Source organism: Rhizobium leguminosarum (assembly GCF_001679785.1).
In the GTDB taxonomy this organism is placed as follows: Bacteria; Pseudomonadota; Alphaproteobacteria; order Rhizobiales; family Rhizobiaceae; genus Rhizobium; species Rhizobium leguminosarum_R.
This window is the reverse complement of the sequence record NZ_CP016286.1, coordinates 664,548-690,790: the sequence shown is the minus strand read 5'-3', so window position 1 is coordinate 690,790 and position 26,243 is coordinate 664,548. Positions and strand designations below refer to the sequence as shown.

The 26,243-nt window shown below is 61.7% G+C and carries 24 protein-coding genes; 21 read left to right on the top strand and 3 right to left on the bottom strand.

Features of this window, described 5'->3' with window-relative positions; translation table 11 throughout:
* Positions 1-149 precede the first annotated feature (149 nt).
* The 7 genes from BA011_RS03610 (at position 150) to alr (ending at position 7,115) form a co-directional block, all read left to right on the top strand.
* Positions 150-1,193 carry an aldo/keto reductase gene (locus tag BA011_RS03610; RefSeq protein WP_065279471.1) on the top strand — a complete coding sequence of 348 codons (1,044 nt, stop codon included), beginning with the start codon at positions 150-152 and terminating at the stop codon, positions 1,191-1,193.
* A gap of 315 nt (positions 1,194-1,508) precedes the next feature.
* The gene (gene rpsF / locus BA011_RS03605) at positions 1,509-1,976 is read left to right on the top strand and encodes a 30S ribosomal protein S6 (protein ID WP_003547040.1); all 468 of its coding nucleotides are present in this window, start codon (positions 1,509-1,511) and stop codon (positions 1,974-1,976) included.
* 14 nt (positions 1,977-1,990) lie between these two features.
* A complete protein-coding gene (gene rpsR, locus BA011_RS03600; protein ID WP_003547038.1) occupies positions 1,991-2,239 on the top strand; it encodes a 30S ribosomal protein S18 in 249 nt (82 codons plus the stop codon).
* 159 nt (positions 2,240-2,398) lie between these two features.
* Entirely contained in the window at positions 2,399-3,385 is a 987-nt protein-coding gene (locus BA011_RS03595; protein WP_065279470.1) for a DUF2232 domain-containing protein, read from the top strand.
* 22 nt (positions 3,386-3,407) lie between these two features.
* Positions 3,408-3,986: a 50S ribosomal protein L9 gene (gene rplI, locus BA011_RS03590; protein WP_011651241.1), complete on the top strand. Its 579-nt coding sequence runs from the start codon at positions 3,408-3,410 to the stop codon at positions 3,984-3,986.
* A gap of 373 nt (positions 3,987-4,359) precedes the next feature.
* Positions 4,360-5,856, top strand: a complete 1,497-nt coding sequence (locus BA011_RS03585; RefSeq protein ID WP_063474885.1) for a replicative DNA helicase — start codon at positions 4,360-4,362, stop codon at positions 5,854-5,856.
* An 89-nt stretch (positions 5,857-5,945) separates the two neighbouring features.
* Positions 5,946-7,115 (top strand): alanine racemase, encoded by a 1,170-nt coding sequence (gene alr / locus BA011_RS03580; protein WP_186806552.1) that lies wholly within the window; start codon positions 5,946-5,948, stop codon positions 7,113-7,115.
* Positions 7,116-7,126: 11 nt separating this feature from the next.
* On the opposite strand, the gene BA011_RS03575 is transcribed toward alr, so the two are convergent.
* On the bottom strand, positions 7,127-7,762 hold the full coding sequence (locus BA011_RS03575; RefSeq protein WP_065282396.1) for a LysE family translocator: 636 nt from the start codon (positions 7,760-7,762) through the stop codon (positions 7,127-7,129).
* A gap of 234 nt (positions 7,763-7,996) precedes the next feature.
* Here BA011_RS03575 and radA point away from each other — a divergent pair, with 234 nt between their 5' ends.
* The 4 genes from radA (at position 7,997) to BA011_RS03555 (ending at position 12,572) form a co-directional block, all read left to right on the top strand.
* Positions 7,997-9,397 (top strand): DNA repair protein RadA, encoded by a 1,401-nt coding sequence (radA, locus tag BA011_RS03570; RefSeq protein ID WP_026238923.1) that lies wholly within the window; start codon positions 7,997-7,999, stop codon positions 9,395-9,397.
* A 90-nt stretch (positions 9,398-9,487) separates the two neighbouring features.
* Positions 9,488-10,114 (top strand): CvpA family protein, encoded by a 627-nt coding sequence (locus BA011_RS03565; RefSeq protein ID WP_065279469.1) that lies wholly within the window; start codon positions 9,488-9,490, stop codon positions 10,112-10,114.
* Positions 10,115-10,262: 148 nt separating this feature from the next.
* Positions 10,263-11,753: an amidophosphoribosyltransferase gene (purF, locus tag BA011_RS03560; RefSeq protein WP_025393957.1), complete on the top strand. Its 1,491-nt coding sequence runs from the start codon at positions 10,263-10,265 to the stop codon at positions 11,751-11,753.
* A 78-nt stretch (positions 11,754-11,831) separates the two neighbouring features.
* Positions 11,832-12,572, top strand: a complete 741-nt coding sequence (locus BA011_RS03555; protein WP_027665248.1) for an SDR family NAD(P)-dependent oxidoreductase — start codon at positions 11,832-11,834, stop codon at positions 12,570-12,572.
* 26 nt (positions 12,573-12,598) lie between these two features.
* Here the strand turns inward: BA011_RS03555 and BA011_RS03550 are convergent, their stop codons facing one another.
* Positions 12,599-13,348, bottom strand: a complete 750-nt coding sequence (locus tag BA011_RS03550) for a GH25 family lysozyme (protein WP_065279468.1) — start codon at positions 13,346-13,348, stop codon at positions 12,599-12,601.
* 355 nt (positions 13,349-13,703) lie between these two features.
* Here BA011_RS03550 and cysS point away from each other — a divergent pair, with 355 nt between their 5' ends.
* From cysS to rarD, 7 genes are all read left to right on the top strand, one after another.
* A complete protein-coding gene (cysS, locus tag BA011_RS03545) occupies positions 13,704-15,095 on the top strand; it encodes a cysteine--tRNA ligase (RefSeq protein WP_065279467.1) in 1,392 nt (463 codons plus the stop codon).
* Positions 15,092-15,568: a GFA family protein gene (locus tag BA011_RS03540; RefSeq protein WP_065279466.1), complete on the top strand. Its 477-nt coding sequence runs from the start codon at positions 15,092-15,094 to the stop codon at positions 15,566-15,568. Before cysS ends, BA011_RS03540 begins: the two co-directional genes overlap by 4 nt.
* On the top strand, positions 15,565-16,053 hold the full coding sequence (locus tag BA011_RS03535) for a GFA family protein (RefSeq protein ID WP_065279465.1): 489 nt from the start codon (positions 15,565-15,567) through the stop codon (positions 16,051-16,053). Before BA011_RS03540 ends, BA011_RS03535 begins: the two co-directional genes overlap by 4 nt.
* On the top strand, positions 16,050-16,526 hold the full coding sequence (locus BA011_RS03530) for a GFA family protein (protein ID WP_027665242.1): 477 nt from the start codon (positions 16,050-16,052) through the stop codon (positions 16,524-16,526). Before BA011_RS03535 ends, BA011_RS03530 begins: the two co-directional genes overlap by 4 nt.
* Positions 16,523-17,485 (top strand): prolyl aminopeptidase, encoded by a 963-nt coding sequence (pip, locus tag BA011_RS03525; RefSeq protein ID WP_065279464.1) that lies wholly within the window; start codon positions 16,523-16,525, stop codon positions 17,483-17,485. Before BA011_RS03530 ends, pip begins: the two co-directional genes overlap by 4 nt.
* A gap of 174 nt (positions 17,486-17,659) precedes the next feature.
* Complete coding sequence (cimA, locus tag BA011_RS03520) at positions 17,660-19,273, top strand: citramalate synthase (protein ID WP_065279463.1); 1,614 nt, start codon at positions 17,660-17,662, stop codon at positions 19,271-19,273.
* 206 nt (positions 19,274-19,479) lie between these two features.
* Positions 19,480-20,391, top strand: coding sequence for an EamA family transporter RarD (gene rarD, locus BA011_RS03515; RefSeq protein ID WP_027665239.1), 912 nt, complete (start codon positions 19,480-19,482; stop codon positions 20,389-20,391).
* A gap of 112 nt (positions 20,392-20,503) precedes the next feature.
* Here rarD and BA011_RS03510 read toward each other — a convergent pair whose 3' ends face one another.
* Positions 20,504-21,127, bottom strand: coding sequence for a TIGR00730 family Rossman fold protein (locus BA011_RS03510; protein ID WP_003558142.1), 624 nt, complete (start codon positions 21,125-21,127; stop codon positions 20,504-20,506).
* Between the two features lie 155 nt (positions 21,128-21,282).
* Here BA011_RS03510 and BA011_RS03505 point away from each other — a divergent pair, with 155 nt between their 5' ends.
* The 3 genes from BA011_RS03505 (at position 21,283) to BA011_RS03495 (ending at position 26,224) form a co-directional block, all read left to right on the top strand.
* Complete coding sequence (locus BA011_RS03505) at positions 21,283-23,301, top strand: LysM peptidoglycan-binding domain-containing protein (protein WP_065279462.1); 2,019 nt, start codon at positions 21,283-21,285, stop codon at positions 23,299-23,301.
* A gap of 212 nt (positions 23,302-23,513) precedes the next feature.
* Positions 23,514-25,391, top strand: a complete 1,878-nt coding sequence (locus BA011_RS03500; protein ID WP_065279461.1) for an ABCB family ABC transporter ATP-binding protein/permease — start codon at positions 23,514-23,516, stop codon at positions 25,389-25,391.
* Positions 25,289-26,224, top strand: coding sequence for a phosphatidylserine decarboxylase (locus BA011_RS03495; RefSeq protein WP_257785306.1), 936 nt, complete (start codon positions 25,289-25,291; stop codon positions 26,222-26,224). Before BA011_RS03500 ends, BA011_RS03495 begins: the two co-directional genes overlap by 103 nt.
* Positions 26,225-26,243: the final 19 nt, after the last annotated feature.

The following is a 26,243-nucleotide window of genomic DNA, read 5'->3' as shown; positions in this document are numbered from 1 at the left end:
CTTTCCGGCAGAGTCAAGTAGCGGCTCATTCTCCGCAAAGCCTTTCGCGCGCGCGCAAAAGCCCGGCTTTTGCTCTTGCGCTCCGCCAAATCCAGCCTAGATTTGCCCGGACCTCCCCAAGGCTTTCACCTCTCTCCCAAGGTTTTTCCATGAAGTATAATTCACTAGGCCGCACCGATATTTCCGTTTCAGAGATTTGCCTTGGCACCATGACCTGGGGCTCGCAGAACAGCGAAGCCGATGCGCATGCGCAGATGGATTACGCCGTCGAAAAGGGCGTCAATTTCTTCGATACGGCCGAACTTTATCCGACCACCCCGGTTTCGGCCGCGACACAGGGCTGGACCGAAGACTACATCGGCAGCTGGTTCAATAAGACCGGCAAGCGCGGCGATATCGTGCTCGCCACCAAGGTCGCCGGCCGCGGCCGCGATTATCTGCGCGGCGGCGAAGGTGCCGACGCAAAGAATATCCGCCTGGCGCTCGAGGCCAGCCTGACGCGGCTGAAGACGGATTACGTCGACCTCTACCAGATCCACTGGCCGAACCGCGGCCATTTCCATTTCCGCCAGAACTGGAACTACAATCCGTTCACCCAGGATCGCGACAAGGCCGTCGCCAATATGCTCGACATCCTGGAAACGCTCGGTGCGCTGGTGAAGGAAGGCAAGATCCGCGCGATCGGCCTTTCCAACGAAACCACCTGGGGCATACACAAATACCTGACGCTCGCCGAACAGAAGGGCCTGCCGCGGGTCGCCAGCGTCCAGAACGAATACAACCTGCTCTACCGCCATTTCGACCTCGATCTCGCCGAACTCTCGCATCATGAGGATGTCAGGCTGCTCGCCTATTCGCCGCTTGCCGGCGGTATCCTGTCCGGCAAATATATCGACGGCGGCAGGCCGAAAGGTTCGCGCGGTTCGATCAACCACGATATCGGCGGCCGCCTGCAACCGCTGCAGGAGCCGGCGACCAAAGCCTATCTGGACATCGCCGCAACATACGGCCTCGACCCGGCAGCGATGGCGCTCGCCTTCTGCCTGTCACGTCCGTTCATGGCCTCGGTCATCATCGGAGCGACGTCTATGGAGCAGTTGAAAATCGATATCGGCGCGGCCGACATTACGCTTTCGAACGAGATCCTGGCGGAAATCGCCAAGGTGCACCGGCAGTATCCGCTGACACTTTGATCATATTTGTCTGGCTCCTGCCCGATGCCGACCATTGGCCGGCATCGGGTTCGGGTATCCGATTGCGCTTGCCTTTGCCCAAAAAATCCGTATAAGCCGCCCTGTTCGTTAACCCGGTCTTCTGGCTGGTGGCTGAACGGAGGGCCGGTTTCTTCAGGGAAATCGTTCGGAACGGAAGCGTTCCAGCCTCCCGTGTCTCCGCTCTCGACCGTCTCGGAAACGCTTTCTTGCCTGGGCCCGCCCAATCAGGAGCAGTCGTTGAGGCTTAGCCGCCGAATATCGGGTTGAACCAAACGCAAGAAAGGCAAAGCTGTCATGGCTCTTTATGAACATGTATTCCTTGCCCGGCAGGATATTTCCGCTCAGCAGGTCGATGCCCTCGTAGAACAGTACAAGGGTGTGATCGAAGCGAATGGCGGTAAGGTCGGGCGTATCGAGAACTGGGGCCTCAAGTCCCTTACCTACCGCATCAAGAAAAACCGCAAGGCGCACTACGCCCTGATGGACATCGATGCACCGGCTGCTGCCGTCCAGGAAATGGAACGCCAGATGCGCATCAGCGAAGACGTTCTTCGCTACATGACGATCGCCGTCGAGAAGCATGAAGAAGGTCCGTCTGCCATGATGCAGAAGCGCGACCGTGACGACCGTCCGCGTGAAGGCGGCCGTGGCCCGCGTGAAGGCGGCTTCGGCGATCGTGACCGTGGCCCGCGTCCGCCGCGTGAAGGTGGCTTCGGCGACCGCGACGACCGTCCGCGCCGTCCGCGCGAAGACCGTGTATAAGGGAGATCTGAGATATGTCTGAAACTTCCTCCGCTCCGGTCCGCCGCCCGTTCCATCGCCGCCGCAAGACCTGCCCGTTCTCCGGCGCCAACGCGCCGCGGATCGACTACAAGGACGTACGCCTGCTGCAGCGCTACATTTCCGAGCGCGGCAAGATCGTTCCGTCCCGCATCACGGCCGTTTCCCAGAAGAAGCAGCGCGAACTCGCCCAAGCGATCAAGCGCGCCCGTTTCCTCGGCCTGCTGCCCTACGTCGTCGCCTGATCATCGGCCGACGCACACACCCTTGAGGGAAGGCATTCGTGCCTTCCTTTCTCCCTTCCGCGATGGGCGCGGATCGGAACTCTTAAAACCCATGTTGAGACGTTTCTGAATCTGATTCAGCAACATCCTCTAACTGCTTGATGAAGCAGGACAGCGACCTTGAAACGACCGAACATTAAAACGCTGCTGATCGGCGCACTCGCCGGATTGACCGCCGCCCTGCTGGTGCTGGGCGCGAGCATGCAGCCGTCGTTTTTCAGCGCGCTTCTCTACACGGCCTCGGCTCTGCCGATCCTGATCGTCGGGCTCGGCTGGGGCAATACCGCCGCGATCTCGGCCGTCGTCAGCGCCGCGGCACTCGGCGCGATCTTGATCTCGCCTTCCTTCGCGCTGATCATGACGATGGTGACGCTGCTGCCGGCCGGTTGGCTGAGCCATCTCGCCAATCTGGCGCGTCCGGCCGCCGAACTCGGCGGACCCGACCATCTGCTTGCCTGGTATCCGCTCTCCGATATCCTGCTGCATCTCTGCGGCCTGGTGACACTCGCCGTCATCGTTATCGGTGTGATCATCGGCTACGGGCCTGAGATCACCGATCCGATCGTCGATCTGCTGATCACCTCACTCAAGCAGCAGCAGCCGGAATTCATGCCCGATCCGGCAGCGACGGCGCAGACCAAGTCGCTGATCCTGCTGATGCTGCCTGCTTTGCAGGGCGGCATGTGGGTCAGCATGCTGTTTGCCGCCTATTATTTTGCCGTGCGCATCGTTGCAGCCTCCGGCCGCGGCCTTCGCCCGCGCGAGGACATTCCCTCGTCGCTGCGGATGAACCGCAACTCGATCTTCATCTTCCTGGCCGGGCTTGCCGCCTGCTTTTTCGGCGGCGTTCCGGCACTGGTCGGCGCGACCGTGATCGGCGCCTTCGGTGCCGGTTTCATGCTTTCCGGTTTCGCCTCGCTGCATTTCCGCACGCGCGGCAAGGACTGGCGCATACCGGCCCTCATCCTCTGCTATCTGGGCTCGATGCTCATGCTGCTGCCAGCTCTCCTCATCCTCGTCCTCGGTCTCAGCGATACGCGCAAGGCGATCGCACTGACCCCGACGAAAGATGCTGATGCCCCCAAACAATCCGATACGAAAATCTGAGACACAAGAAAGGAAAAAGAAAATGCAAGTCATCCTTCTCGAACGCATCTCCAAGCTCGGCCAGATGGGCGAAACCGTAAAGGTTCGCGACGGCTTTGCCCGCAACTACCTGCTGCCGCTCGGCAAGGCGCTGCGCGCCAACGCCGCCAACAAGACCCGCTTCGAAGCCGAGCGCGCAACGCTCGAAGCCCGCAACCTGGAGCGCAAGTCGGAAGCCCAGACGGTCGCTGACGTTCTCGACGGCAAGTCCTTCATCGTCGTACGCTCCGCCGGCGAAACCGGCCAGCTCTACGGTTCGGTTGCTGCCCGTGACGTCGTCGATATTCTCGGCGCCGAAGGCTTCAACATCGGCCGCAACCAGGTTCACCTCAACACGCCGATCAAGTCGATCGGCCTGCACAAGGTCGAGCTGCAGCTGCATGCCGAAGTCGAAATTCACGTCGAGCTGAACGTTGCCCGTTCTGCCGAAGAGGCAGAGCGCCAGTCCAAGGGCGAAGAACTCACCTCGGTCGACGCGATCTACGGCGTCGACGAAGACGCGCTGCGTCCGGAAGACTTCTTCGATCCGGAAGCCGACGGCGTCGACGAAGACGAAGCATAATTTCGTCGGAGCGATCCGCGAGAGGGAAGCCCGGCCACCGCGCCGGGCTTTTTCGTTTCCACCCCTTCGATGTGAGCTGCCGATCGGTTCGCTTTTTTAAAGGGGATCTTCCGGATGTTTTTGCTGCGTGCCTTATCGCATCGCGCTAAAATGACATTCTCCGAAGCGGATGGGCTGAGTCGGCGCCATACCGTGTCGTGCGGGTGACACTGCCAGTATTTCTCCTTTGTGCCGCCCAAGACTGTGGAGAAGTCGAACAACGTGCACAGCGTTCAGGATTTAGGCGAAGCGAGCCCCCGCTCCTTTCGTAGCCTCTTGATTTTCGCGTCCGGAATTGCAAATCCGGAGCTGGAAAAAGACAGAACGGATGATGATGAACGACGCCGCTCGAAAGATTGCAGCTGTTGCCCCGTCGGAGCAGCATTATCGCGAAGCACCCAACAATATCGAAGCCGAGCAGGCGCTTCTGGGTGCGATCCTGATGAACAACGATGCCTATTACCGGGTGTCGGACTTCCTCAAGCCGATCCATCTCTATGAACCGCTGCACCGGAAGATCTTTGAGGTTGCCGGCGATATCATCCGCATGGGCAAGATCGCCAACCCGGTGACGATCAAGACCTTCCTGAAGGCCGACGAGAAGGTCGGCGACATGACGGTTTCGCAATATCTGGCGAGCCTCGTCAGCAATGCCGTCACCGTCATCAATGCCGAGGATTACGGCCGGGCGATCTACGACCTGGCGCTGCGCCGGGCGCTGATCACCATCGGCGAGGACGTCGTCAACATCGCCTATGACGCTCCGCTCGACATGCCGCCGCAGTCGCAGATCGAGGATACCGAACGCCGCCTCTTCGAACTGGCTGAAAACGGCCGCTACGACGGCGGCTTCCAGGCCTTCAACGATGCGGTCGCGCTGGCGATCGACATGGCGGCCGTGGCCAAGGAGCGCGACGGCGGGCTTTCCGGCATTTCCACCGGCATCCATTCGCTGGATTCCAAGATGGGCGGCTTGCAGCGGTCGGACTTGATCGTGCTTGCCGGACGCCCCGGCATGGGCAAGACCTCGCTTGCTACAAACATCGCCTACAATATCGCCGCCGCCTACGAAGGCGAAGTCCAGTCGGACGGCAGCATGAAGGCGAAGAACGGCGGCGTCGTCGGTTTCTACTCGCTCGAAATGTCGTCCGAACAGCTTGCCACCCGTATCATCTCCGAGCAGACCGAAGTCTCCTCCTCGAAGATCCGCCGCGGCGACATCAACGATGCCGATTTCGAAAAGCTCGTCGCCTGCTCGATGATGATGCAGAAGGTGCCGCTCTATATCGACCAGACCGGCGGCATTTCGATCGCGCAGCTTTCGGCACGCGCGCGCCGTCTGAAGCGTCAGCGCGGCCTCGACGTGCTGGTGGTCGACTACATTCAGCTGATGACCGGCTCGGGCAAATCCAGCGACAACCGCGTGCAGGAAATCACCCAGATCACCACCGGCCTGAAGGCGCTCGGCAAGGAGCTCAACGTTCCGATCATTGCGCTGTCGCAGCTTTCGCGTCAGGTCGAAAGCCGCGACGACAAGCGGCCGCAGCTGTCCGACCTTCGCGAATCCGGCTCGATCGAGCAGGACGCCGACGTCGTGCTCTTCGTGTTCCGCGAGGAATATTACGTCAAGAATTCGGAGCCGCGCGACATCCACGATCCCAAATATCCGGAATGGGAAGCGCTGTTCGACAAGGTGAAGGGAACGGCCGACGTCATCATCGCCAAGCAGCGCCACGGGCCGACAGGCACGGTGAAGCTCGCCTTCCAGGCGGAATTCACGCGCTTTGCCGATCTCGCCGATCCCTCCTTCACCCAATATGAAGAGCACTGATCGCGCGGATGCTGCGTGCAGCGCCGGGCTTTCCCTTGACATAGTTGACCTTTAAACTGGCCGGAGAATCCTTCTCCGGCCTCTTTTCGATGCGGATCATGAGCGAATTTTTCGACGCCCCCGAAGACGACAACTTTGCCTCGGCAGGCCTGCGGCTGACCGTCGACCTGACCGCTCTGACGGAGAACTGGCGCGACATGGCGCGCCGCTCCGGGGCGGCGCGCGCCGCAGCCGTCGTCAAGGCGGATGCCTATGGTATGGGCATTGAGGATGCCGGCGAAGCGCTCTACCTCGTTGGCGCCCGAGATTTCTTCGTTGCGACCGTCGATGAAGGGGTGACGCTTCGCCTCTATGCGCCAGAGGCGCGCATCTTCGTGCTCTCAGGCATCTGGCCGGGAACCGAGCGGCGCTTCTTCGAAAACGATCTGGTGCCGGTGATTTCATCCGACGAACAGCTCGCCTTCTGGATGGCGGTGCTTGCCGACTACGGCGACTATCCCTGCGCGCTGCATGTCGATACCGGCTTCAATCGGCTCGGACTGCATATCGACGATGCGATCGCGCTCGCCGACGACGTCTCGCGGCCGGCAAGCTTCGCGCCCGTGCTTGTCATGAGCCACCTCGCCTGCGCCGACGATCCCACCCATGCGATGAACCGGCAGCAGCTCGAATCATTCCACAGGGTTAGCGCCGCCTATGAAGGCATCGATTCAAGCCTTGCCGCCTCGGCCGGCATCTTTCTCGGCGAGGATTACCACTTCGACCTGACCCGCCCCGGCATTGCGCTCTATGGCGGCGAAGCGGTCAGCGGCATGGTAAACCCGATGCGGCCGGTCGCGACGGCGGAAGCGCGCATCATTCAGGTGCGCAGCGTCGAAGCCGGCGAGACCGTCAGCTATGGGCGAGCGCTGCAGCTTCGTCGTGAAAGCCGGTTGGCGATCGCCTCGGCCGGCTATGCTGACGGCTACATGCGCAGTCAGTCGAGCGGCGGTGTGCCGTTGCGCCAGGTGGTGCCGCAAGGCGGGCAAGGCTTCATCGCCGGACAGAAGGTCCCGGTTGCCGGCCGGATCACCATGGACCTGACGATCTTCGATATCACCGACCTGCCTGACAACGCCGTGCGCGCCGGGGATTATGTCGAGCTGTTTGGAAAGAACCTGCCGGTCGACGATGTGGCGCGGACATCCGGCACGATCGGATACGAGATTCTGACCAGCATGGGGCTGCGCCACGAGCGGCGCTACGTGGCCGAAGAATAGCGATCTTCTATTCAGCGGCTGCTGAGGGCGAGACGGACACCGAGCGCCACGAAAAGCGCACCGAGGCCGCGATCGAGCCAGAGGCCGACTTTTTGATTGTGCCTGATTGCATCCGCAAGGCGCCCGCCGAGAAGGACCAGCGGCGGTTCGATGAAGGCGGCGACGACGATGATAAGCCCGCCATGCAGCATGAGCTGCGCCCATGCCGGCCCTGCCCCTTCGACGACGAATTGCGGCAGGAAGGCCAGGAAGAATATCGCCACTTTCGGATTGAGCAGCGACACCAGAATTCCCTGCCGATAGATTCTTGCAACCGGCAATTTTTCACCGGCAGCCTTTATCAGGTCATCGCCGCCACCGGAGCGCAAAGCCTGAATGCCGAGCCAGACGAGATAGGCGGCGCCGATCCATTTGACCGTGGAGAAGGCGACGGCGGAAGCGGCAAGGATGGCCGACAGACCGAGTGCAGCCATCAGCACATGCAGGCAGGCGCCGGACCAGACGCCGAACAGCGCGGAAAAACCGGCACGTTTTCCGCTTCTCATCGTGTGACCGAGGATGAAGGCGATATCGGGTCCAGGCGAGAGGTTGAGCAAAACCGCCGCCGACAGAAATGCAAGCCAGTGCGCAAACGAATAGTCGAACATCATCATCATTCCCGGATTACAGCGCTGCGCGTCTTCTCAGACGCGCAAAGGACGCCGTAACACTTTCAATCCTCGCATCGGACCGATGCGCCAGAGGTAAAGGATAGGCATGGGTGCGCTGATGGGGAAATCATTAGTTTTGATCCGTCGCGATAGCCATTATCTCAAGCACGACAATGATTCGGTGAGGCGGCGCGTCGCTTCGCTCGGGAACCCGGACTGAAAGAGTAATGGATGGCGAAGGCCAGGACACAATTCATCTGCCAGAGTTGCGGCACGGTTCATAACCGCTGGGCCGGCAAATGCGAGAACTGCGGCGAGTGGAACACCATCGTCGAGGAAGACCCGATGGGCGGGATCGGCTCCGGTCCCGGCAAGACGCCGAAGAAGGGCCGCCCGGTGGCGCTGACGGCGCTCTCCGGCGAAATCGAAGAGGCACCGCGCATCCATACCGCCATGTCGGAGCTCGACCGGGCGCTCGGCGGCGGCTTCGTGCGCGGGTCGGCAGTGCTGATCGGCGGTGATCCCGGCATCGGCAAATCGACGCTGCTGATGCAGGCAGCCGCAGCCCTTGCGCGGCGCGGCCACAAGATCATCTACGTCTCCGGCGAAGAAGCCGTGGCACAGGTGCGGCTGCGGGCGCAACGCCTTGCGGCGGCCGATACCGACGTGATGCTCGCGGCCGAAACCAATGTCGAGGATATTTTGGCGACGCTCGCCGAGGGCAAGCGACCGGACCTCGTCATCATCGATTCCATCCAGACGCTGTGGAGCGAACTTGCCGAATCGGCGCCGGGAACGGTGACGCAGGTGCGCACCGGCGTCCAGGCAATGATCCGTTTCGCCAAGCAGACGGGCGCCGCCATGGTGCTCGTCGGGCATGTGACCAAGGACGGGCAGATCGCCGGGCCACGCGTCGTCGAGCACATGGTCGATGCCGTGCTCTATTTCGAAGGCGATCGCGGCCATCACTACCGGATCCTGCGCACGGTCAAGAACCGCTTCGGCCCGACCGACGAGATCGGCGTCTTTGAAATGTCAGACAAAGGCTTGCGCGAAGTCGCCAACCCCTCGGAACTCTTCCTCGGCGAACGCAACGAAAAATCGCCGGGTGCTGCCGTCTTCGCCGGCATGGAGGGCACGCGTCCCATTCTCGTCGAGGTGCAGGCGCTGGTGGCCCCAACCTCGCTCGGCACGCCGCGGCGCGCCGTGGTCGGTTGGGATTCGGCCAGGCTGTCGATGATCCTCGCAGTGCTTGAGGCCCATTGCGGCGTCCGGCTCGGCCAGCACGACGTCTACCTCAACGTCGCCGGCGGTTACCGTATCTCAGAACCGGCGGCTGATCTTGCCGTCGCCTCGGCGCTCGTTTCCTCGCTTGCCGGTATTGCCCTTCCTGCCGATTGCGTCTATTTCGGCGAAGTCAGCCTGTCGGGCGCCATCCGACCGGTTGCGCACACCGCCCAGCGCCTCAAGGAAGCCGAGAAGCTGGGTTTTTCCGCAGCACTGCTTCCATCCGCCTCCGCCGAACTGCCGAAAGGCTCCGGCGGGCGCTGGAGCGAAGTCGGAAGTCTGCCGGATCTGGTCGCGCGCATTGCCGGATCGAAGGGAGCGCTGCGTGTGGAAGACGAGGTTTGATCCTTTCATTGCCGGGAATGGTGATGATATAGGAGGCACGCGATAAGGCACGACACGGCCGCCAAGCGGCAGTCCTGGAGTTGAATTTACATGCCCATTACGATTTTCGACGGTATTGTCATCGGCGTCGTGCTCTTCTCCGCCGTGCTGGCGATGGTCCGCGGCTTTTCGCGCGAGATTCTTTCGATCGCGAGCTGGGGCGGTTCGGCGGCGGCTGCCTACTATCTCTATCCGTACCTGCTGCCCTATGCGAAAAAATATACCGATGACGACCGCATCGCGATCGTCGGTTCGGCAGCGGTCGTCTTCCTGATCGCGCTCATCGTCATCTCCTTCATCACGATGAAGATCGCCGATTTCATCATCGACAGCCGTGTCGGCGCACTCGACCGCACGCTCGGCTTCCTGTTCGGGGCAGCGCGCGGCGTGCTGCTCCTGGTCGTTGCCGTCGCCTTCTGGAATTGGCTCGTCGATGCCGACCACCGTCCGACCTGGGTCAACGAAGCGAAGTCGAAGCCCTTCCTGGATTCGATGGTCGTGAAGCTGAAATCGGTTCTGCCGGAGCAATTTGCCCAGATGATACCGGAAAGCATCCGTGATAAGCTGCAGCCGCCGGCACAGGGCACTGAAGGTACCACTCCACCGACGGGCGACCAGGCTCCGGCGGAAGACGCACCGACCGCGCCCGCAGACGGCGCGCAGCAGCCGGCGAATTGACACAGTGTTCAAGAGCTTGACCCGCCTTCCGGCAATCGCCATTTGAGCGGGACGTGAAATGAGGGTCCGGCCGAGCATTCCAGCTCCGCCGGGCTCAGCTATTTCTGGAAATGCCGATCCATTCTTGTGAGAGCAGAGGCCCGCAGAAATGAACCAGTCCCATTCCTTCCCGACCGACGATCCGCTCGACGGAGATACGCTGCATGAAGAATGCGGGGTTTTCGGAATTCTGGGACATCCTGATGCCGCCGCGCTCACGGCTCTTGGCCTGCATGCTCTGCAGCACCGCGGGCAGGAAGCGGCCGGCATCGTCTCCTTCGACGGCAAGCGCTTTTATCAAGAGCGCCACATGGGCCTCGTCGGCGACCACTATACCAATCCGATGACGCTGGCCCGCCTGCCCGGCAGCATTACGATCGGTCATACCCGCTACTCGACAACCGGCGAAGTGGCCATGCGCAACGTGCAGCCGCTCTTTGCCGAACTGGAAGAAGGCGGCATCGCCATTGCCCATAACGGCAATTTCACCAACGGCCTGACGCTGCGCCGCCAGATCATCGCGACCGGCGCCATCTGTCAGTCGACGTCCGATACCGAAGTCGTCCTTCACCTCATCGCCCGTTCCCGCCACGCTTCCACGTCCGACCGCTTCATCGACGCCATTCGTCAGATGGAAGGCGGCTATTCGATGCTCGCCATGACGCGCACGAAGCTGATTGCCGCGCGCGACCCGACCGGCATCCGCCCACTCGTCATGGGAGAATTCGACGGCAAGCCGATCTTCTGCTCGGAGACCTGCGCACTCGACATCATCGGCGCCAAGTTCATCCGCGACGTTGAGAACGGCGAGGTTATCATCTGTGAAATCCAGCCCGACGGCTCGATCAGCATCGATGCGCGCAAGCCCAGCAAGCCGCAGCCGGAACGCCTCTGCCTGTTCGAATATGTCTATTTCGCTCGCCCGGACTCGGTCGTCGGTGGCCGCAACGTCTATACGACGCGCAAGAGCATGGGCATGAACCTCGCCAAGGAATCGCCCGTCGATGGCGACGTGATCGTGCCGGTGCCGGATGGCGGCACACCTGCGGCGCTCGGCTATGCGCAGCAGAGCGGCATTCCCTTCGAATACGGCATCATCCGTAACCATTATGTCGGGCGCACCTTCATCGAGCCGACGCAGCAGATCCGCGCCTTCGGTGTGAAGCTGAAGCATTCGGCCAACCGGGCGATGATCGAAGGCAAGCGCGTGGTGCTGGTCGATGATTCCATCGTGCGTGGCACGACGTCTCTCAAGATCGTCCAGATGATCCGTGAAGCCGGGGCGCGCGAAGTCCATGTCCGCGTCGCAAGCCCGATGATCTTCTTCCCGGATTTCTACGGCATCGACACGCCTGACGCAGACAAGCTGCTGGCAAACCAATATGCCGATGTCGAAGCCATGGCCAAATATATCGGTGCGGATTCGCTCGCCTTCCTGTCGATCGACGGCCTCTATCGCGCTGTTGGCGGCGAGGATCGCAATCCGGTCCGGCCTCAGTTCACCGACCATTATTTCACCGGCGACTATCCGACCCGCCTTCTCGACAAGAACGGCGAGTCCATGGGCAACAAGATTTCGATGCTTGCCAGCAACGGCTGACACGGCGCGCCGGTTTTTCCATTGTCCATCCCGAGGGGTGCATCGCACCCCTCTCCCTTCGTGAGGGAACACGACATCATGAATATCAATCTTGAGGGCAAGATCGCACTCGTCACCGGCGCGTCGCGCGGCATCGGCTATTTCACGGCGCTGGAACTTGCCAAAGCCGGCGCCCATGTGATCGCCTGCGCACGCACGGTCGGCGGGCTCGAGGATCTCGACGATGCGATCAAGGCCGTCGGCGGCACGGCGACCCTCGTGCCCTTCGACCTTGCAGACATGAATGCGATCGATGCGCTCGGCGGCTCGATCTTCGAGCGCTGGGGCAAGCTCGACATCCTCGTCGCCAATGCCGGCGTGCTCGGCGTCATTTCGCCGATCGGCCATATCGAAGCGAAAGTGTTCGAGAAGGTGATGACCATCAACGTCACCGCGACATGGCGGCTGATCCGCTCGGTCGACCCGCTGCTCGCCCGCTCGGATGCCGGCCGTGCGGTGATCATCTCGTCGGGTGCTGCCCACAAGTGCCGCCCCTTTTGGGGCGCCTATTCCGCTTCCAAGGCCGCCGTCGAGGCGCTGGCGCGCACATGGGCCGGCGAGAGACAAAGCACACCGCTGCGGGTCACCAGCATTGATCCGGGGGCGACACGCACGGCGATGCGGGCGCAGGCGGTGCCCGGCGAAGATCCACAGACGCTGCCGCATCCCTCCGAGGTCGCAAAGGCGATCCTGCCGTTGCTCGGGCCTGGTGTGACGGAGACGGGCAAGCTGTTCATCGTCCGTGAGAACAAGCTCGTCGATTACCGGCTGCCCGAATAGGCCGGCGTTTCAGATAGCCGAACGTTTCAATTCGCTGCAACGGCGGGGAACAGATGCGCCAGGCCCGTTTCCGACGGGCATAGTGCATTGAGGTCAACCGGACCCTGGATGCCGTCCAAGGTGCCGTTATCGGCAAATTGCCAGATCGACCAACGGCTGCACTCTTCCTGCCTCGGCTCTCTGAACACGCTGCGCAGCCACAGATAATGGTCGGGGAAGCGTGATTCATTGCCTTTCAGATATTGATCAAAGAACTCTTGCGTGACGTAGAAAATGGGCTTTTCCGGAAAATTGCTCTTCAGCTCGGTGAAAAAGGCGTTCACCTCGGCAGCCATCTCCTCGAGCGTCGGGATCTTGTTGCAATTGCCGACAAACTCCAGATCGACGGCGATCGGCAGAGTTCCCCGTTCCTGCGGCACGGTCGCCAGGACATTCTGCGCCTGATCCTTGCCCGGACGGCAGAAGGTGAAGAAATGATAAGCGCCCCTGACCACTCCAGCATCTCCGGCGCGCTGCCAGTTGTCGGCGAACTTGGAATCCCGATGGTCTCCGCCTTCGGTCGCCTTCATGAAGGCGAAACGGACATTCGGCTGCGCGGCAACGGCCTTCCAATCGATATCGCCCTGGTGATGGCTGACATCGATGCCTTGGATTGGATAGTTGCTGAGAGAGGGATTGTTGAAGCGAAGCATGCCGAAGTCGTATGCGAAATATGCAGCGAATGCGACCACCAGAACTGCAGTCGCTCCGATCGTCGATCGGGCAAGTCTCCGCATCCCTTCCTCCTATTTTCAACAGCTTCTCAACTGGCTATGCGAGATTTGTGCTCCGAAAATGGCGGACGAATTTCAAGAGCGCGCTAATGGGTTTCAAAGACGTTGGTTGCTGCCATCGATTCACCGGATAGATGGATCCCGTTGCCGCTGGATCGCTCTTCGCCCCCCTTGACCGGAGGCGCGAACCGGGCCATAAAACCCGCCATGAAAACGGTTATCTGCATTATCTGCCGGAAGATTATTCGCTAGCGCGAGCGCTGGCCCGGCCGTTTTCGTCTCCCAAATAATCAAGATGCGAAACGCCCCGGTCCGCCGGTCGCGATATTTTTCTGATCGTGCCTTTTGGGAGAGTGAAATGGACGCGACGCCGGAACTGAAGCTGTACAACACGCTGACACGGGAAAAATCGGTCTTTTCGCCGATCGATCCCAACAATGTCCGCATGTATGTCTGCGGCCCGACCGTCTATGACTTCGCTCATATCGGCAATGCCCGGCCAGCCATTGTCTTCGACATGCTGTTCCGGCTGCTGCGCCATGCCTATGGCGAAGATCACGTCACTTATGCCCGCAACATTACCGACGTCGACGACAAGATCAATGCGCGGGCGCTTCGCGACCATCCGGGCTTGCCGCTCAATGAAGCGATCCGCGCGGTCACTGAAAAGACCGAGACGCAATATCACGCGGATGTCGCCGAACTCGGCTGCCTGGAGCCGAGCTTCGAGCCGCGCGCCACCGACAATATCGTTGAGATGACCGAGATCATCGAGAAGCTGATCGGCAACGGTCACGCCTATGTCGCATCAGGGGAAGTGCTGTTCGACACCAAATCCATGGCGGATTACGGTCAACTTTCGAAGCGCCCGCTCGACGAGCAGCAGGCCGGCGCCCGCATCGCCGTCGACGCGCACAAGAAGAACCCGGGTGATTTCGTGCTCTGGAAGCTGTCGAGCCACAACGAGCCCGGCTGGGAGAGCCCGTGGGGCCGCGGCCGGCCCGGTTGGCACATCGAATGCTCGGCGATGAGCAAGCGTTATCTCGGCGACGTCTTCGACATTCATGGCGGCGGGCTGGACCTGATCTTCCCGCATCATGAAAACGAGATCGCCCAGTCGCGCTGCGCCCACGGCACCGAGGTGATGGCGAACGTCTGGATGCATAACGGCTTCCTGCAGGTCGAAGGCCGCAAGATGTCGAAATCCGAAGGCAATTTCGTCACCATCCACGAGTTGCTGCACACAGACATCTTCGGCGGCCGCAGCTGGCCGGGCCAGGTGCTACGCCTTGCCATGCTGATGACGCATTACCGCGAGCCGATCGATTTTTCGATCAAGCGGCTGGAAGAAGCCGAACGGCTGCTCGCCAAATGGCCGGCGGCAGAAGCCGGCGATGCGGCGCCCGATGAAACCGTGCTGAACGCGCTTTCCGACGACCTCAATACGGTCGCGGCGGTGCAGGCATTGCATGCGCTGGCCCAGGCTGCCCATGCGGATCCCACAGCCCGTGCCGTCTTTGCCGCAACGGCCGACCTTCTGGGCCTGTTGCCGAAAAAGATGGAAATCGACGAAGCCGTCGCATCGGCAGTCGATGCGCTGGTTGCGATGCGTCTCGAAATGCTGAAGGCGAAGAACTTCACCGAGGCCGACAAGATCCGCGACGAACTGGCGGCAAAGGGCATCCAGTTGAAGGACGGCAAGGATGCGGTGACCGGCGAGCGCGTGACGACGTGGGAGGTCAAGAGATGACGACCTATACCGGCGGCTGCCAATGCGGAGCGATCCGTTTCCGCGTCAGCGGCGACATCAAAGATTCGTCGATCTGTCATTGCCGCATGTGCCAGAAGGCGTTCGGGGCCTATTATGCGCCGCTGGTCTCGGTGCGCGGCGCCGATTTCGAATGGACACGCGGAGAGCGGAAAAAATTCCGCTCTTACAATTTCGTCGAGCGCGGCTTCTGCGGCGATTGCGGCACGCCGCTCACCTATGAGGCGCCGGATGGAGTGGCGGTAGCTGCAGGCGCATTCGACGATCCGTCATCCCTTCCTCCCACCATTCAATGGGGCGTGGAAGGCAAGATCGGCTTCGTCGATCATCTGCACGAATTGCCCGGAGAGCGAACCGAGGCGGATCTGGCTGCAGGGTCCTTCCTCAACGAACTCGTTTCCTATCAGCATCCCGACCACGATACGCCGGTCTGGCCGCCGGAGGATCGCACTTGACCGGCGTGGCGAAGCAGACGGGCGGATGCCAGTGCGGGGCGATCCGTTATCGGGCCAGCGGCGAGCTTGGCTACCCACACATCTGCCACTGCCGCATGTGCCAGAAAGCCGCCGGCAATTATTTTCTGCCGCTTGCAGCAGCCATGCGTAAGGATTTTGAGCTGACGCGCGGCGCGCCGAAATGGTTTCAGTCCTCGGATCTGGTGCGGCGCGGTTTCTGCGGCGATTGCGGCACGCCGCTGTTCTACGATATTCCCGAAGCGGACTTCATCAACATCACGCTCGGCTCGCTCGACGAGCCCGATACGGTCAAGCCGGTGATGCAATCGAATACCGGCCGCAAGATGTCCTGGTTTCATGCGCTCGACGGTCTGCCGGTGGAACCACAGCCTGAAACGTCCGACCGTGAAAACGCGATCACGGCAAGCAACCATCAGCATCCCGACCACGACACGCAAAAATGGCCCCTCGGAGAAACCTCATGACGGACACGATAAAGACAGGCGGATGCCAGTGCGGCGCTGTGCGCTTCCGCATATCAGGCAGACTGGGGCGACCTTCGATCTGCCATTGCCGCATGTGCCAAAAGCAGTTCGGCGGCTTCTTCTCCGCGCTCGTTACCGCGCCTGAGGAAGGGATGGAATGGACGCGCGGCGAGCCGAGCTATTTCCAGTCCTCTGTCAATATCGAACGCGGCTTTTGCAACAATTGCGGCACGCCGATGACCTATCGTCATCCGGGCGGGCTGGAGCTTGCGATCGGCACCTTCGACGATCGCAGCGACCTCGCTCCGCTGATCCAGGTCAACTACGAGGCCCGCCTGCCCTGGGTCGAGAAAATCTTCGAGGCGCCGGTGCTGAAGGATCAGGATTTCTACGCCCGACAGGAGGCGATCATCTCCTTCCAGCATCCCGATCACGACACAGAAGTCTGGCCCGCGAAAGGCGTGAAGATATGACCGATATACTGCGCACGCTCTATCCCGAAATCGAGCCCTATGCTTCCGGCCATCTCGATGTCGGAGACGGCCACGTGATCTATTGGGAGCGCTCGGGCACACCAGGCGCCAAGCCCGCCGTCTTCCTGCATGGCGGTCCGGGCGGCGGCATCTCACCCGCCCATCGCCGGCTCTTCGATCCTGCCCTCTATGACGTCATGCTGTTCGACCAGCGCGGTTGCGGCAGGTCGACGCCGCATGCGGAGCTCCATGCCAACACGACCTGGCACCTCGTCGCCGATATCGAGCGCCTGCGCGAAATGGTCGGCGTCGACAGCTGGCAGGTGTTCGGCGGTTCATGGGGCTCGACGCTGGCGCTCGCATATGCCGAAACCCATCCGGAGCACGTCTCCGAGCTCATCCTGCGCGGCATCTATACGCTGACCAAGGCCGAGCTCAACTGGTACTACCAATTCGGCGTCTCGGAAATCTTCCCGGACAAGTGGGAGCGGTTCATCGCGCCCATTCCGGCGGAAGAGCGGCATGAGATGATGCATGCCTATCATCGTCGCCTGACGCATGAGGACAGGAACGTGCGCCTTAAGGCCGCGCAGGCCTGGAGCATCTGGGAAGGCGAAACGATTACGCTGCTGCCGGAACCTTCGACGAGCGGCAAGTTCGAGGAGCCGGAATTCGCCTATGCATTTGCGCGCATCGAAAACCATTTCTTCGTCAATGCCGGCTGGATGGACGAGGGACAGTTGATCCGCGATGCCGGCAGGCTCAGGGATATTCCGGGCGTCATCGTGCATGGACGCTACGACATGCCCTGCCCGGCCAAATATGCCTGGCTGCTGCACAAGGCTTGGCCGAAGGCAGAGTTCCACCTGATCGAGGGGGCGGGCCATGCTTATTCGGAGCCGGGGATTCTCGATCAGCTGATCCGGGCGACGGATAAGTTTGCCGGGAAGCAAGACTGACCGTTGGCATTGGGGGCAGCCCCTCACCCTAACCCTCTCCCCGCCAGCGGGGAGAGGGGACGTGCCCCGCGATACGGTGCGGCATATCCCTTCTCCCCGTCATGACGGGGCCGGCAGCCGGATGAGGGGCAGCATCCGCACTCCATAACAACCCGCCTGGCGGGAGGAAACGACATGAAAGAACGCATCTATCTCTTCGACACCACGCTCCGGGACGGGCAGCAGACGCCCGGCATCGATTTCTCCGTCGAGGACAAGATTGCGATCGCCGCCATGCTGGACGAATTCGGCGTCGATTACGTCGAGGGCGGATATCCCGGCGCCAATCCGACGGATACGGCCTTCTTCAGCGAGAAGCGCACCAGCCAGGCCAGTTTCGTCGCCTTTGGCATGACGAAGCGGGCAGGCGTTTCGGTCTCCAACGATCCCGGCATTGCCGGGCTGCTGCAGGCAAAATCCGACGCCATCTGTTTCGTCGCCAAGAGCTGGGATTATCATGTCGCGGTGGCGCTCGGCTGCACCAACGAGGAAAACCTCGAATGCATCGCCGAAAGCGTCAAGGCGGCGGTTGGCGCGGGCAAGGAGGCGATCGTCGATTGCGAGCATTTCTTCGACGGCTTCAAGGCCAATCCGGCCTATGCGCTCGCCTGCGCCAATACGGCCTATGAGAGCGGCGCCCGCTGGGTCGTGCTCTGCGACACCAATGGCGGCACGCAGCCGCCCGAGGTGCGCGCCATCGTCGAGGCGGTGATCGCCTCAGGCGTTCCCGGCCACTGTCTTGGCATCCATGCGCATAACGACACCGGCCAGGCGGTCGCCAATTCGCTTGCCGCCGTCGACGCCGGCGTCCGGCAGATCCAGGGCACGCTCAACGGTATCGGCGAGCGCTGCGGCAATGCCAATCTGGTGACGCTGATCCCGACGCTGGCGCTGAAGAGCGCCTACAATACGCGTTTCGAAACGGCGATCGACGAGGAGCGGCTGCTCAACCTCACCCGGCTCTCGCATGCCTTCGACGAGCTGCTCAACCGCTCGCCCGACCACCAGATGCCCTATGTCGGCGCTTCCGCCTTCGCCACCAAAGCCGGCATCCACGCATCGGCCCTGCTCAAGGATCCGCGGACCTATGAACACGTGCCGCCGGAAACCGTCGGCAACTTCCGTAAGGTCATGGTCTCCGACCAGGGCGGCAAGGCGAACTTCATCAATGCGCTGAAACGGCGCGGCATCGAGGTCGCCAAGGACGATCCCAAGCTCGACCTGCTGATCTCGATCGTCAAGGAACGTGAATCCATCGGCTATGCCTATGAGGGTGCGGATGCGAGCTTCGAGCTGCTGGCGCGCCGCACGCTCGGTACGATCCCGGAATTCTTCACGATCGAAGGCTTCCGCGTGATGATCGAGCGCCGCTTCGACAGTCTCGGCCGAGTGAAGATCGTCTCGGAGGCGGTGGTCAAGATCACCATCGACGGCCAGACGCTGATGTCGGTTGCCGATGCCGAAGGCCCGGTCAACGCACTCGACCTCGCGCTGCGCAAGGATTTCGGCAAGTACCAGCACGAGATCGACGATCTGGTGCTCGCCGACTTCAAGGTGCGTATCCTCAATGGCGGCACGGAGGCGATCACCCGCGTGCTGATCGAATCCACCGACAGCGACGGCGTGCGCTGGTGGACCGTCGGCGTCTCGGAGAACATCATCGACGCTTCGTTCCAGGCGCTGATGGATTCGGTCATCTACAAGCTGATGAAGAACCGGCAGCTGGCGGGCAAGATCGCGGCGGAATAAACCTATTCCGCGGCTCGGCGACGGGGTTCCCAGCCCTCGCCCGAATATTATTCGCTTCCTTCGGACTCCGCCTTCCACCGCAGGGAGCCGGATCATTGCGTCGTCTCCGCTTCAAATCCTCTCACCCTTCATTCAACGAAATGAATTGGCCTATTCACGGCGCTTAAGCTAGGCCGATCAGAAGAAGAACAAAGATGGAAACACCGATGTCGACCGATGCATCCGTTCCGTTGGCCAAGAACGAAGACAGTCCGCGCGGGTTCGCCTTCGCGCTGACTGCCTATCTGCTCTGGGGCTTCCTGCCGATCTACATGAAGGCGGTGGCGCATATCTCGCCGGCCGAGGTCATCGCCCATCGCATCGTCTGGTCGCTGCCGCTGGCAGGCTTCGTGCTGATCGTGCTCGGGCGCACGCAGGATATCCGCGCAGCACTCAGTTCGCCGCGCATGCTGGCGATGGCGGCGCTGACCGCGTCGCTGATCACCGTCAACTGGGGCACCTATGTCTGGGCGATCGGCGCCGGCCATTCGCTCGATGCAGCACTCGGTTATTTCATCAATCCGCTGTTCAGCATCTTCCTCGGCGCGGTATTCCTCAAGGAAAAGCTGCAGCCGCTGCAGATCGCCGCGATCGCGCTTGCGGCGCTTGCCGTCGCCATTCTCGCACTGGACAGCGGCGGCATCCCGTGGGTGGCGCTGACGCTGGCGGTCAGCTGGGGGTTCTACGCCCTGTTGCGCAAGACGCTGCCGCTCGGGCCGAACCAGGGATTCTTCCTCGAAGTGCTGATCCTCAGCGGGCCGGCCCTCCTCTACATCCTCTATCTCGAATTCGGCGGCCAGGGCCACCTCTACCGCACCGGTCTTGCAGACACGATCCTGCTGCTCGGCTGCGGCGTGATCACCGCCGTGCCGCTGATGATCTATGCGAACGGCGCCAAGCTCTTGAAACTCTCAACGATCGGCATCATGCAGTATATCGCGCCGACGATGATCTTCCTGATCGCGGTCTTCGTCTTCCACGAGCCATTCGGCACGGCGCGCATGATCGCCTTCCCGCTGATCTGGGCGGGGCTGTTCCTTTATAGCTGGTCGATGCTGAAGGGAAGCCGGGGGCGCTAGAAGCAATTTCAGCAAAAGTGCACAGCGGTTTTGCGTCCGGAATTGCGTAAACAAAAGCTTGAAGCGGTTCGGCGCTTCCGTGAAAACCGGACTGCTCCAAAGGCGCGCCCGCCTACATCTTCGAAATCACCTCGTCCTCACCGTCACGATCGGCGGCGAGCTGGGCTGCCTGGGCCATGATCGCCGGAATGATGCCGGAGATCTCGTCGACGACGAGCGGCTGCACCCGGTGGGCGGTGTGCAGGAAGCCTTCTTCGGTCATATGGCGCATCAGTTCCATCATCGGATCCCAGAAACCGTTGACGTTGGCAAAGACCATCGGCTTCTCATGGCGGCCGAGCTGTGCCCAGGTCATGATCTCGACGATCTCCTCCAGCGTACCGATGCCGCCGGGCAGCGCGACGAAGGCATCGGAGCGCTCGAACATGGTGTGTTTGCGCGCATGCATGTCAGGGGTTACAATGAGTTCGTTCAGCTGACCGAGCGAGTGGCGAGTCGCTTCCATATCGATCAGGAATTCGGGAATGATGCCCGTGACCTGACCGCCGCCTGAAAGCACGCCGCTGGCAACCGCGCCCATGATGCCTTTGGTACCCCCGCCATAGACGAGGCGCAGGCCGTATTCGGCGATCTCTCTTCCGAGAGCACGCCCGGCCGCCATGTGGGAAGGATCGCGTCCCGGCCTTGAGCCGCAGTAAACGCAGATGGATCGAATCGATACAGATTGTTCGGTCATGAGGGCAAAACAACTATTCCATTTCAATGCAGTCAAGAAAATTGACTGAAAAGCAGCGTGCCTAGCTTGCCTAATTGCTTTGAATGCTTGTGGAAAGCAACGGGAATCGCTAGCAATTTTGGGTATTACGGCAAATTGCCGCCTTGGGAGACATAATGATGAAGAACCGTGCCGGCTTGCTGGCCCTTGCAGTCCTCGCAATCGCAATCCTACTGATGGTGTTTGTCGTCATGCCGCGCATCGGCGGCGATGCAACCAAGGTCGGAGACGCCATCAACCAGGCGAGCACGGAGGTCAAGAACACGGTTAACGAGGCGGCAAAGACATCGCGCTCCGCCGTGGGCGACGCGGCTGCGGTCGCCGACAAGGTCGGTCGCCTTTCGGCCGATGCCGGCGTATCGCTCAGCGAGCTCAAGGCGCTGTTTGCCGACGGCAAAGGCCCGGCCATCGATGTCTTCACTGCCGCCAAGACCAAAGCCGTCAACGCGCTGACCGCGCTTGCCGATTTCACCATTCCCGAGGGCCTCGATCCCGCGACCCAGACCCTTGCCGCCAAGGCCAAGGACGGTGGCGCGAAGGCGCTCGACATCATCCGGTCGCTGCCCGAGAACATCGCCGATGCGCTTACCGCGATCGCCAAGGCCGAGGTTGCGCTGACCGGTGCGCCGGAGACCGCCCCTGGGGCGAATACGGCAGCGGAAAATACCGGCCCCAAGCTTCCGGCCTTCGACGTATTGCGCGTCGAGCCCGACGGATCGACGGTGATTGCCGGTTCCGCCGAGCCGAACGGCAAGCTCGAGGTGCTCGACGGCGAGAAGGTGGTGACGACGGCCAATGTCGATGCAAGCGGCGATTTTGCTGCCGTTCTCGACGATCCGCTTCCGGCCGGCGACCACCAGCTCGTGCTCAAGTTCACGGGCAAGGACGGCAAGAGCACGCTTTCCGAAGAAGTCGCGACGATTTCCGTGCCGAAGGATGGCAATGGCGCCAATCTGCTCGCCATGGTTTCCAAACCCGGCACGGCGAGCCGCATCATTACCGCGCCGAAGGCCGGAACCGAAGTTGCCGATGCTTCCAACCCGATGCCACCGCCTGCTGCGCCTGCCGCCACATCTGCAGCAACCGGCGAGCTGGCGCTGCAGACGCCGAACCTCACGGCCACCCCCTCCGGCGGCGCTGATACGGCACCGGCCATTCCCGGTACCGCCGCACCTGATAAGACGAATGTGCCCGACGTGATGGTCAATGCCGTCGAGATCGAAGGCAACAAGATCTTCATTGCCGGCACGACGCGCTCCAATGCCAAGGTCATCGGTTATGCCGACGACAGGCTCGTCGGCCAGGACACGGCCGGCTCCGACGGCCATTTTGTGATCGACGGTGTGGTGGCGCTCTCGGTCGGCGACCACAAGATCCGCGTCGATGTCGTCGATCCCGCAGGCAAGGTGATCGTGCGTGCGGCGGTGAATTTCAACCGCCCGGCCGGCGATCAGGTGAGGGTTGCCGCGCAATCGGCGCCCGCCGAGGCGAACGGTGCTTCCTCGATGGTGCTGCTCGACGAAGGCGAACTCGGCAAACTCAAAGCAGAAGTCGGCAAGGCCTTCGGGCTGCTGAAGGGGCTATTTGCCGATGGCAAGCTGCCCGGCGCCGAACAGCTCGCGGCGGCGCGCTCGGCAACGGAGTTCGCGTTACGCTCGGTCGCCGACTTCCGTCCGGCGGCCGATGCGCCCGATGCCTTCAGGCAAACGTCCGGCTCGGCCTCGCAGGTCGCCGGCAATGCGCTGAAGCTACTGCAGGGCCTGCCTGGGGATGCGAAATCCGTCGGCGCCGCACTCGAAAAACTGGGCGGGATGATCGCCGAACTCACCGCTGCACCCGCGCCGGCAACGCCATCTGCAAACGATGTCGGAAGCAACCAGCCGAAGACGATCGAACAGGCGCCGCTGACGGCAAACAATGCGGCGGTCATCATTCGCCGCGGCGACACGCTGTGGCAGATCTCGCGCCGCACCTATGGCCTCGGCGTTCGTTACACGACGATCTACATCGCCAACGAGGACAAGATCATCAATCCCGATCGCATCCGCCCTGGCCAGATTTTTGGCCTGCCGAAGGATGTCCTGCCGAATGCCGAAGAGCTGCACCGCAAGCGCATGTCCGGCCAGCATCTCTAAGCTGCTAAAATAACGCGACGGGCCGGGCGGGATAAGCGCCCGGCCTCGTCGTTTCCTTACCCCAGCAATTGTTGTATTCGTCCGCCCGGCACCCTATCTGGCGGTGGCGGCTGCGGGATATGGGAAGCGCTTTCAGGTAGGTCCCGGTTCCGCGCTCCTGCCGCCATCGAATCGCCGTAATCGCGGCAAGCTCATCCGGGCTGGAGACAAGCATGGCAAACGGCAAAACAGTCTCGGAATCCAACCTGCCGCGGACGCTTCTCAACCTTTGGCCCTATATGTGGCCGGCCGGCCGGCCCGACCTGAAAATGCGCGTCGTCTGGGCTTCGGTCTACCTGCTGATCTCCAAATTCGTACTGCTGCTCGTTCCCTATTTCTTCAAATGGTCGACCGATGCGCTGAACGGCAGGATGGATCTTGCCGGCTCGGTGCCGCCGCTGCTGGCCGGCGCCATCGCGCTGGTGATCGCCTATAACATCACCCGGCTGATCCAGCTCGGCCTCAACCAGCTGCGCGACGCGCTCTTTGCCAGCGTCGGACAACATGCGGTGCGCCAACTCGCCTACAGGACCTTCGTGCACATGCACGAGCTGTCGCTGCGCTTCCATCTCGAGCGCAAGACCGGCGGGCTGTCGCGCATCATCGAGCGCGGCACCAAGGGCATCGAGACGATCGTGCGCTTCACGATCCTCAATTCGGTCCCGACCGTCATCGAATTCCTGCTGACGGCAGCGATCTTCTGGTGGGGCTACGGCTTCTCCTATCTCGCCGTTACCGCCTTTACCGTCTGGGCCTATATCTGGTTCACGATCCGCGCATCCGACTGGCGCATCGCCATCCGCCGGTCGATGAACGACAGCGATACCGACGCCAACACCAAGGCGATCGACTCCCTCCTCAATTTCGAGACCGTCAAATATTTCGGCAATGAGGAGATGGAGGCAAAGCGCTTCGACAAATCGATGGAACGCTACGAGAAGGCGGCGACCGATGTCTGGACCTCGCTCGGCTGGCTGAACTTCGGCCAGGGCGTCATCTTCGGCATCGGCACGACCATCATGCTGGTGCTGTCGGCGCTGGCCGTGCAGCGCGGCGAGCAGACGGTCGGCGATTTCGTCTTCGTCAATTCGATGCTGCTGCAGCTTTCCGTACCGCTCAACTTCATCGGCTTCGTCTACCGCGAAATCCGCCAGGGGCTGACCGATATCGAGCAGATGTTCGATTTGCTTGAGGTGCAGACCGAAGTCAAAGACGCGCCTGATGCGACCGAACTTCGGATCGGCCAGGGCGCGATCTCCTTCAAGGACGTGCACTTCGCCTATGATGCGGCCCGTCCGATCCTGAAGGGCATTTCCTTCGAGGTGCCGGCCGGCAAGACGGTTGCCGTCGTCGGCCCGTCGGGTGCGGGCAAATCGACGCTGTCGCGCCTGCTCTATCGTTTCTACGATATCCAGAGCGGCGCAATCACCGTCGACGGTCAGGATATCCGCACGGTGACGCAGAAGAGCCTGCGCTCGGTGATCGGCATGGTGCCGCAGGATACCGTGCTCTTCAACGACACGGTCGCCTACAACATCCGCTATGGCCGCACATCGGCCAGCGACGGCGAAGTCTTTGCCGCGGCCGAGGTGGCGCAGATCGCGCATTTCATCGAAACGCTGCCCGAGGGTTTCGAAACCAAGGTCGGCGAGCGCGGGCTGAAGCTTTCGGGCGGCGAGAAGCAGCGGGTGGCGATCGCCCGCACCATCCTCAAGGCGCCGCCGATCCTGATCCTCGACGAGGCGACATCGGCGCTCGACACGACGACGGAACGGGAAATCCAGGAGGCACTCGACCTGGTTTCGAAGAACCGCACGACGCTTGTTATTGCCCACCGGCTTTCGACGGTCATCAGCGCCGATGAAATCATCGTGCTCAAAAGCGGCGAGATCGCCGAGCGCGGAACACATGCCGCCCTCCTCGAAATGAACGGCCTTTATGCCTCGATGTGGAACCGCCAGCGCGAGGCGACACAGGCGGAGGAACATCTGAAGCAGGTGCGCGAAAGCGACGACCTCGGCGTGATAACGCGGTTTGCTCCGGCAAGCTGACAGCGGAAGCCGACGCCGGCCGGCTTTTGTTGTTTAGAACCCCGGCGCGGGAACCAGGGCCGAGGCCACAGCATTGCCCCAGAGACGGTTTTTCGCTAACCAGCAAAAATGAAAACGCAAGGAGACCGGCAGCCATGAGCCTGTTCAACACGGTTCGCAACACGATCGTCCCCGTGCACAAGGAGGGTTATCCCTTCGTTGCCGCCTTCTTCGTCGCGTCGCTGGTCCTGGGCTGGATCTTCAAGCCGCTCTTCTGGATCGGCATGATTTTCACGCTCTGGTGCGCCTATTTCTTCCGTGACCCGGAGCGCGTGACCCCGCAGGATGACGACCTGGTGATCTCTCCCGCCGATGGCAAGGTCTCGGCGATCCAGATGGTGACCCCGCCGGCCGAGCTCAACCTCGGCTCCGAGCCGATGCTGCGCATCTCCGTTTTCATGAACGTCTTCAATTGCCACGTGAACCGGGCGCCGATGCGCGGGCGCATCGTCAGCATCAACTACCGCTCCGGCAGCTTCGTCAACGCCGAGCTCGACAAGGCGAGCGAAGACAATGAGCGCAACGGGCTGGTGATCGAAACCCAGCACGGCCAGATTGGCGTCGTGCAGATCGCCGGCCTCGTCGCACGGCGCATCCTCTGCTGGGCGAACCCCAACGAACCGGTGGATGCCGGCGAGCGCTTCGGGCTGATCCGTTTCGGCTCGCGGCTCGACGTATTCCTGCCCACCGGTGCTGCGCCACGCGTCTCGCTCGGCCAGACGGCGGTTGCAGGAGAAACCGTCATCGCCGAATTCGCCTCCGCCAAGGGTCCCGTCATCAGCCGCCGCAGCTAGAGCGGTTCAGCTTTTCACG

Coding starts and splice junctions, on each gene's coding strand:
- BA011_RS03550 (WP_065279468.1), bottom strand. CDS start 13,348: ATGCGGAGACTTGCCCGATCGACGATCGGAGCGACTGCAGTTCTGGTG.
- BA011_RS03565 (WP_065279469.1), top strand. CDS start 9,488: ATGCCCATTACGATTTTCGACGGTATTGTCATCGGCGTCGTGCTCTTC.
- rplI (WP_011651241.1), top strand. CDS start 3,408: ATGCAAGTCATCCTTCTCGAACGCATCTCCAAGCTCGGCCAGATGGGC.
- BA011_RS03540 (WP_065279466.1), top strand. CDS start 15,092: ATGACGACCTATACCGGCGGCTGCCAATGCGGAGCGATCCGTTTCCGC.
- BA011_RS03530 (WP_027665242.1), top strand. CDS start 16,050: ATGACGGACACGATAAAGACAGGCGGATGCCAGTGCGGCGCTGTGCGC.
- BA011_RS03555 (WP_027665248.1), top strand. CDS start 11,832: ATGAATATCAATCTTGAGGGCAAGATCGCACTCGTCACCGGCGCGTCG.
- BA011_RS03500 (WP_065279461.1), top strand. CDS start 23,514: ATGGCAAACGGCAAAACAGTCTCGGAATCCAACCTGCCGCGGACGCTT.
- radA (WP_026238923.1), top strand. CDS start 7,997: ATGGCGAAGGCCAGGACACAATTCATCTGCCAGAGTTGCGGCACGGTT.
- BA011_RS03505 (WP_065279462.1), top strand. CDS start 21,283: ATGATGAAGAACCGTGCCGGCTTGCTGGCCCTTGCAGTCCTCGCAATC.
- rarD (WP_027665239.1), top strand. CDS start 19,480: ATGTCGACCGATGCATCCGTTCCGTTGGCCAAGAACGAAGACAGTCCG.
- BA011_RS03510 (WP_003558142.1), bottom strand. CDS start 21,127: ATGACCGAACAATCTGTATCGATTCGATCCATCTGCGTTTACTGCGGC.
- pip (WP_065279464.1), top strand. CDS start 16,523: ATGACCGATATACTGCGCACGCTCTATCCCGAAATCGAGCCCTATGCT.
- purF (WP_025393957.1), top strand. CDS start 10,263: ATGAACCAGTCCCATTCCTTCCCGACCGACGATCCGCTCGACGGAGAT.
- BA011_RS03575 (WP_065282396.1), bottom strand. CDS start 7,762: ATGTTCGACTATTCGTTTGCGCACTGGCTTGCATTTCTGTCGGCGGCG.
- cysS (WP_065279467.1), top strand. CDS start 13,704: ATGGACGCGACGCCGGAACTGAAGCTGTACAACACGCTGACACGGGAA.
- BA011_RS03610 (WP_065279471.1), top strand. CDS start 150: ATGAAGTATAATTCACTAGGCCGCACCGATATTTCCGTTTCAGAGATT.
- alr (WP_186806552.1), top strand. CDS start 5,946: ATGCGGATCATGAGCGAATTTTTCGACGCCCCCGAAGACGACAACTTT.
- cimA (WP_065279463.1), top strand. CDS start 17,660: ATGAAAGAACGCATCTATCTCTTCGACACCACGCTCCGGGACGGGCAG.
- rpsR (WP_003547038.1), top strand. CDS start 1,991: ATGTCTGAAACTTCCTCCGCTCCGGTCCGCCGCCCGTTCCATCGCCGC.
- BA011_RS03585 (WP_063474885.1), top strand. CDS start 4,360: ATGAACGACGCCGCTCGAAAGATTGCAGCTGTTGCCCCGTCGGAGCAG.
- rpsF (WP_003547040.1), top strand. CDS start 1,509: ATGGCTCTTTATGAACATGTATTCCTTGCCCGGCAGGATATTTCCGCT.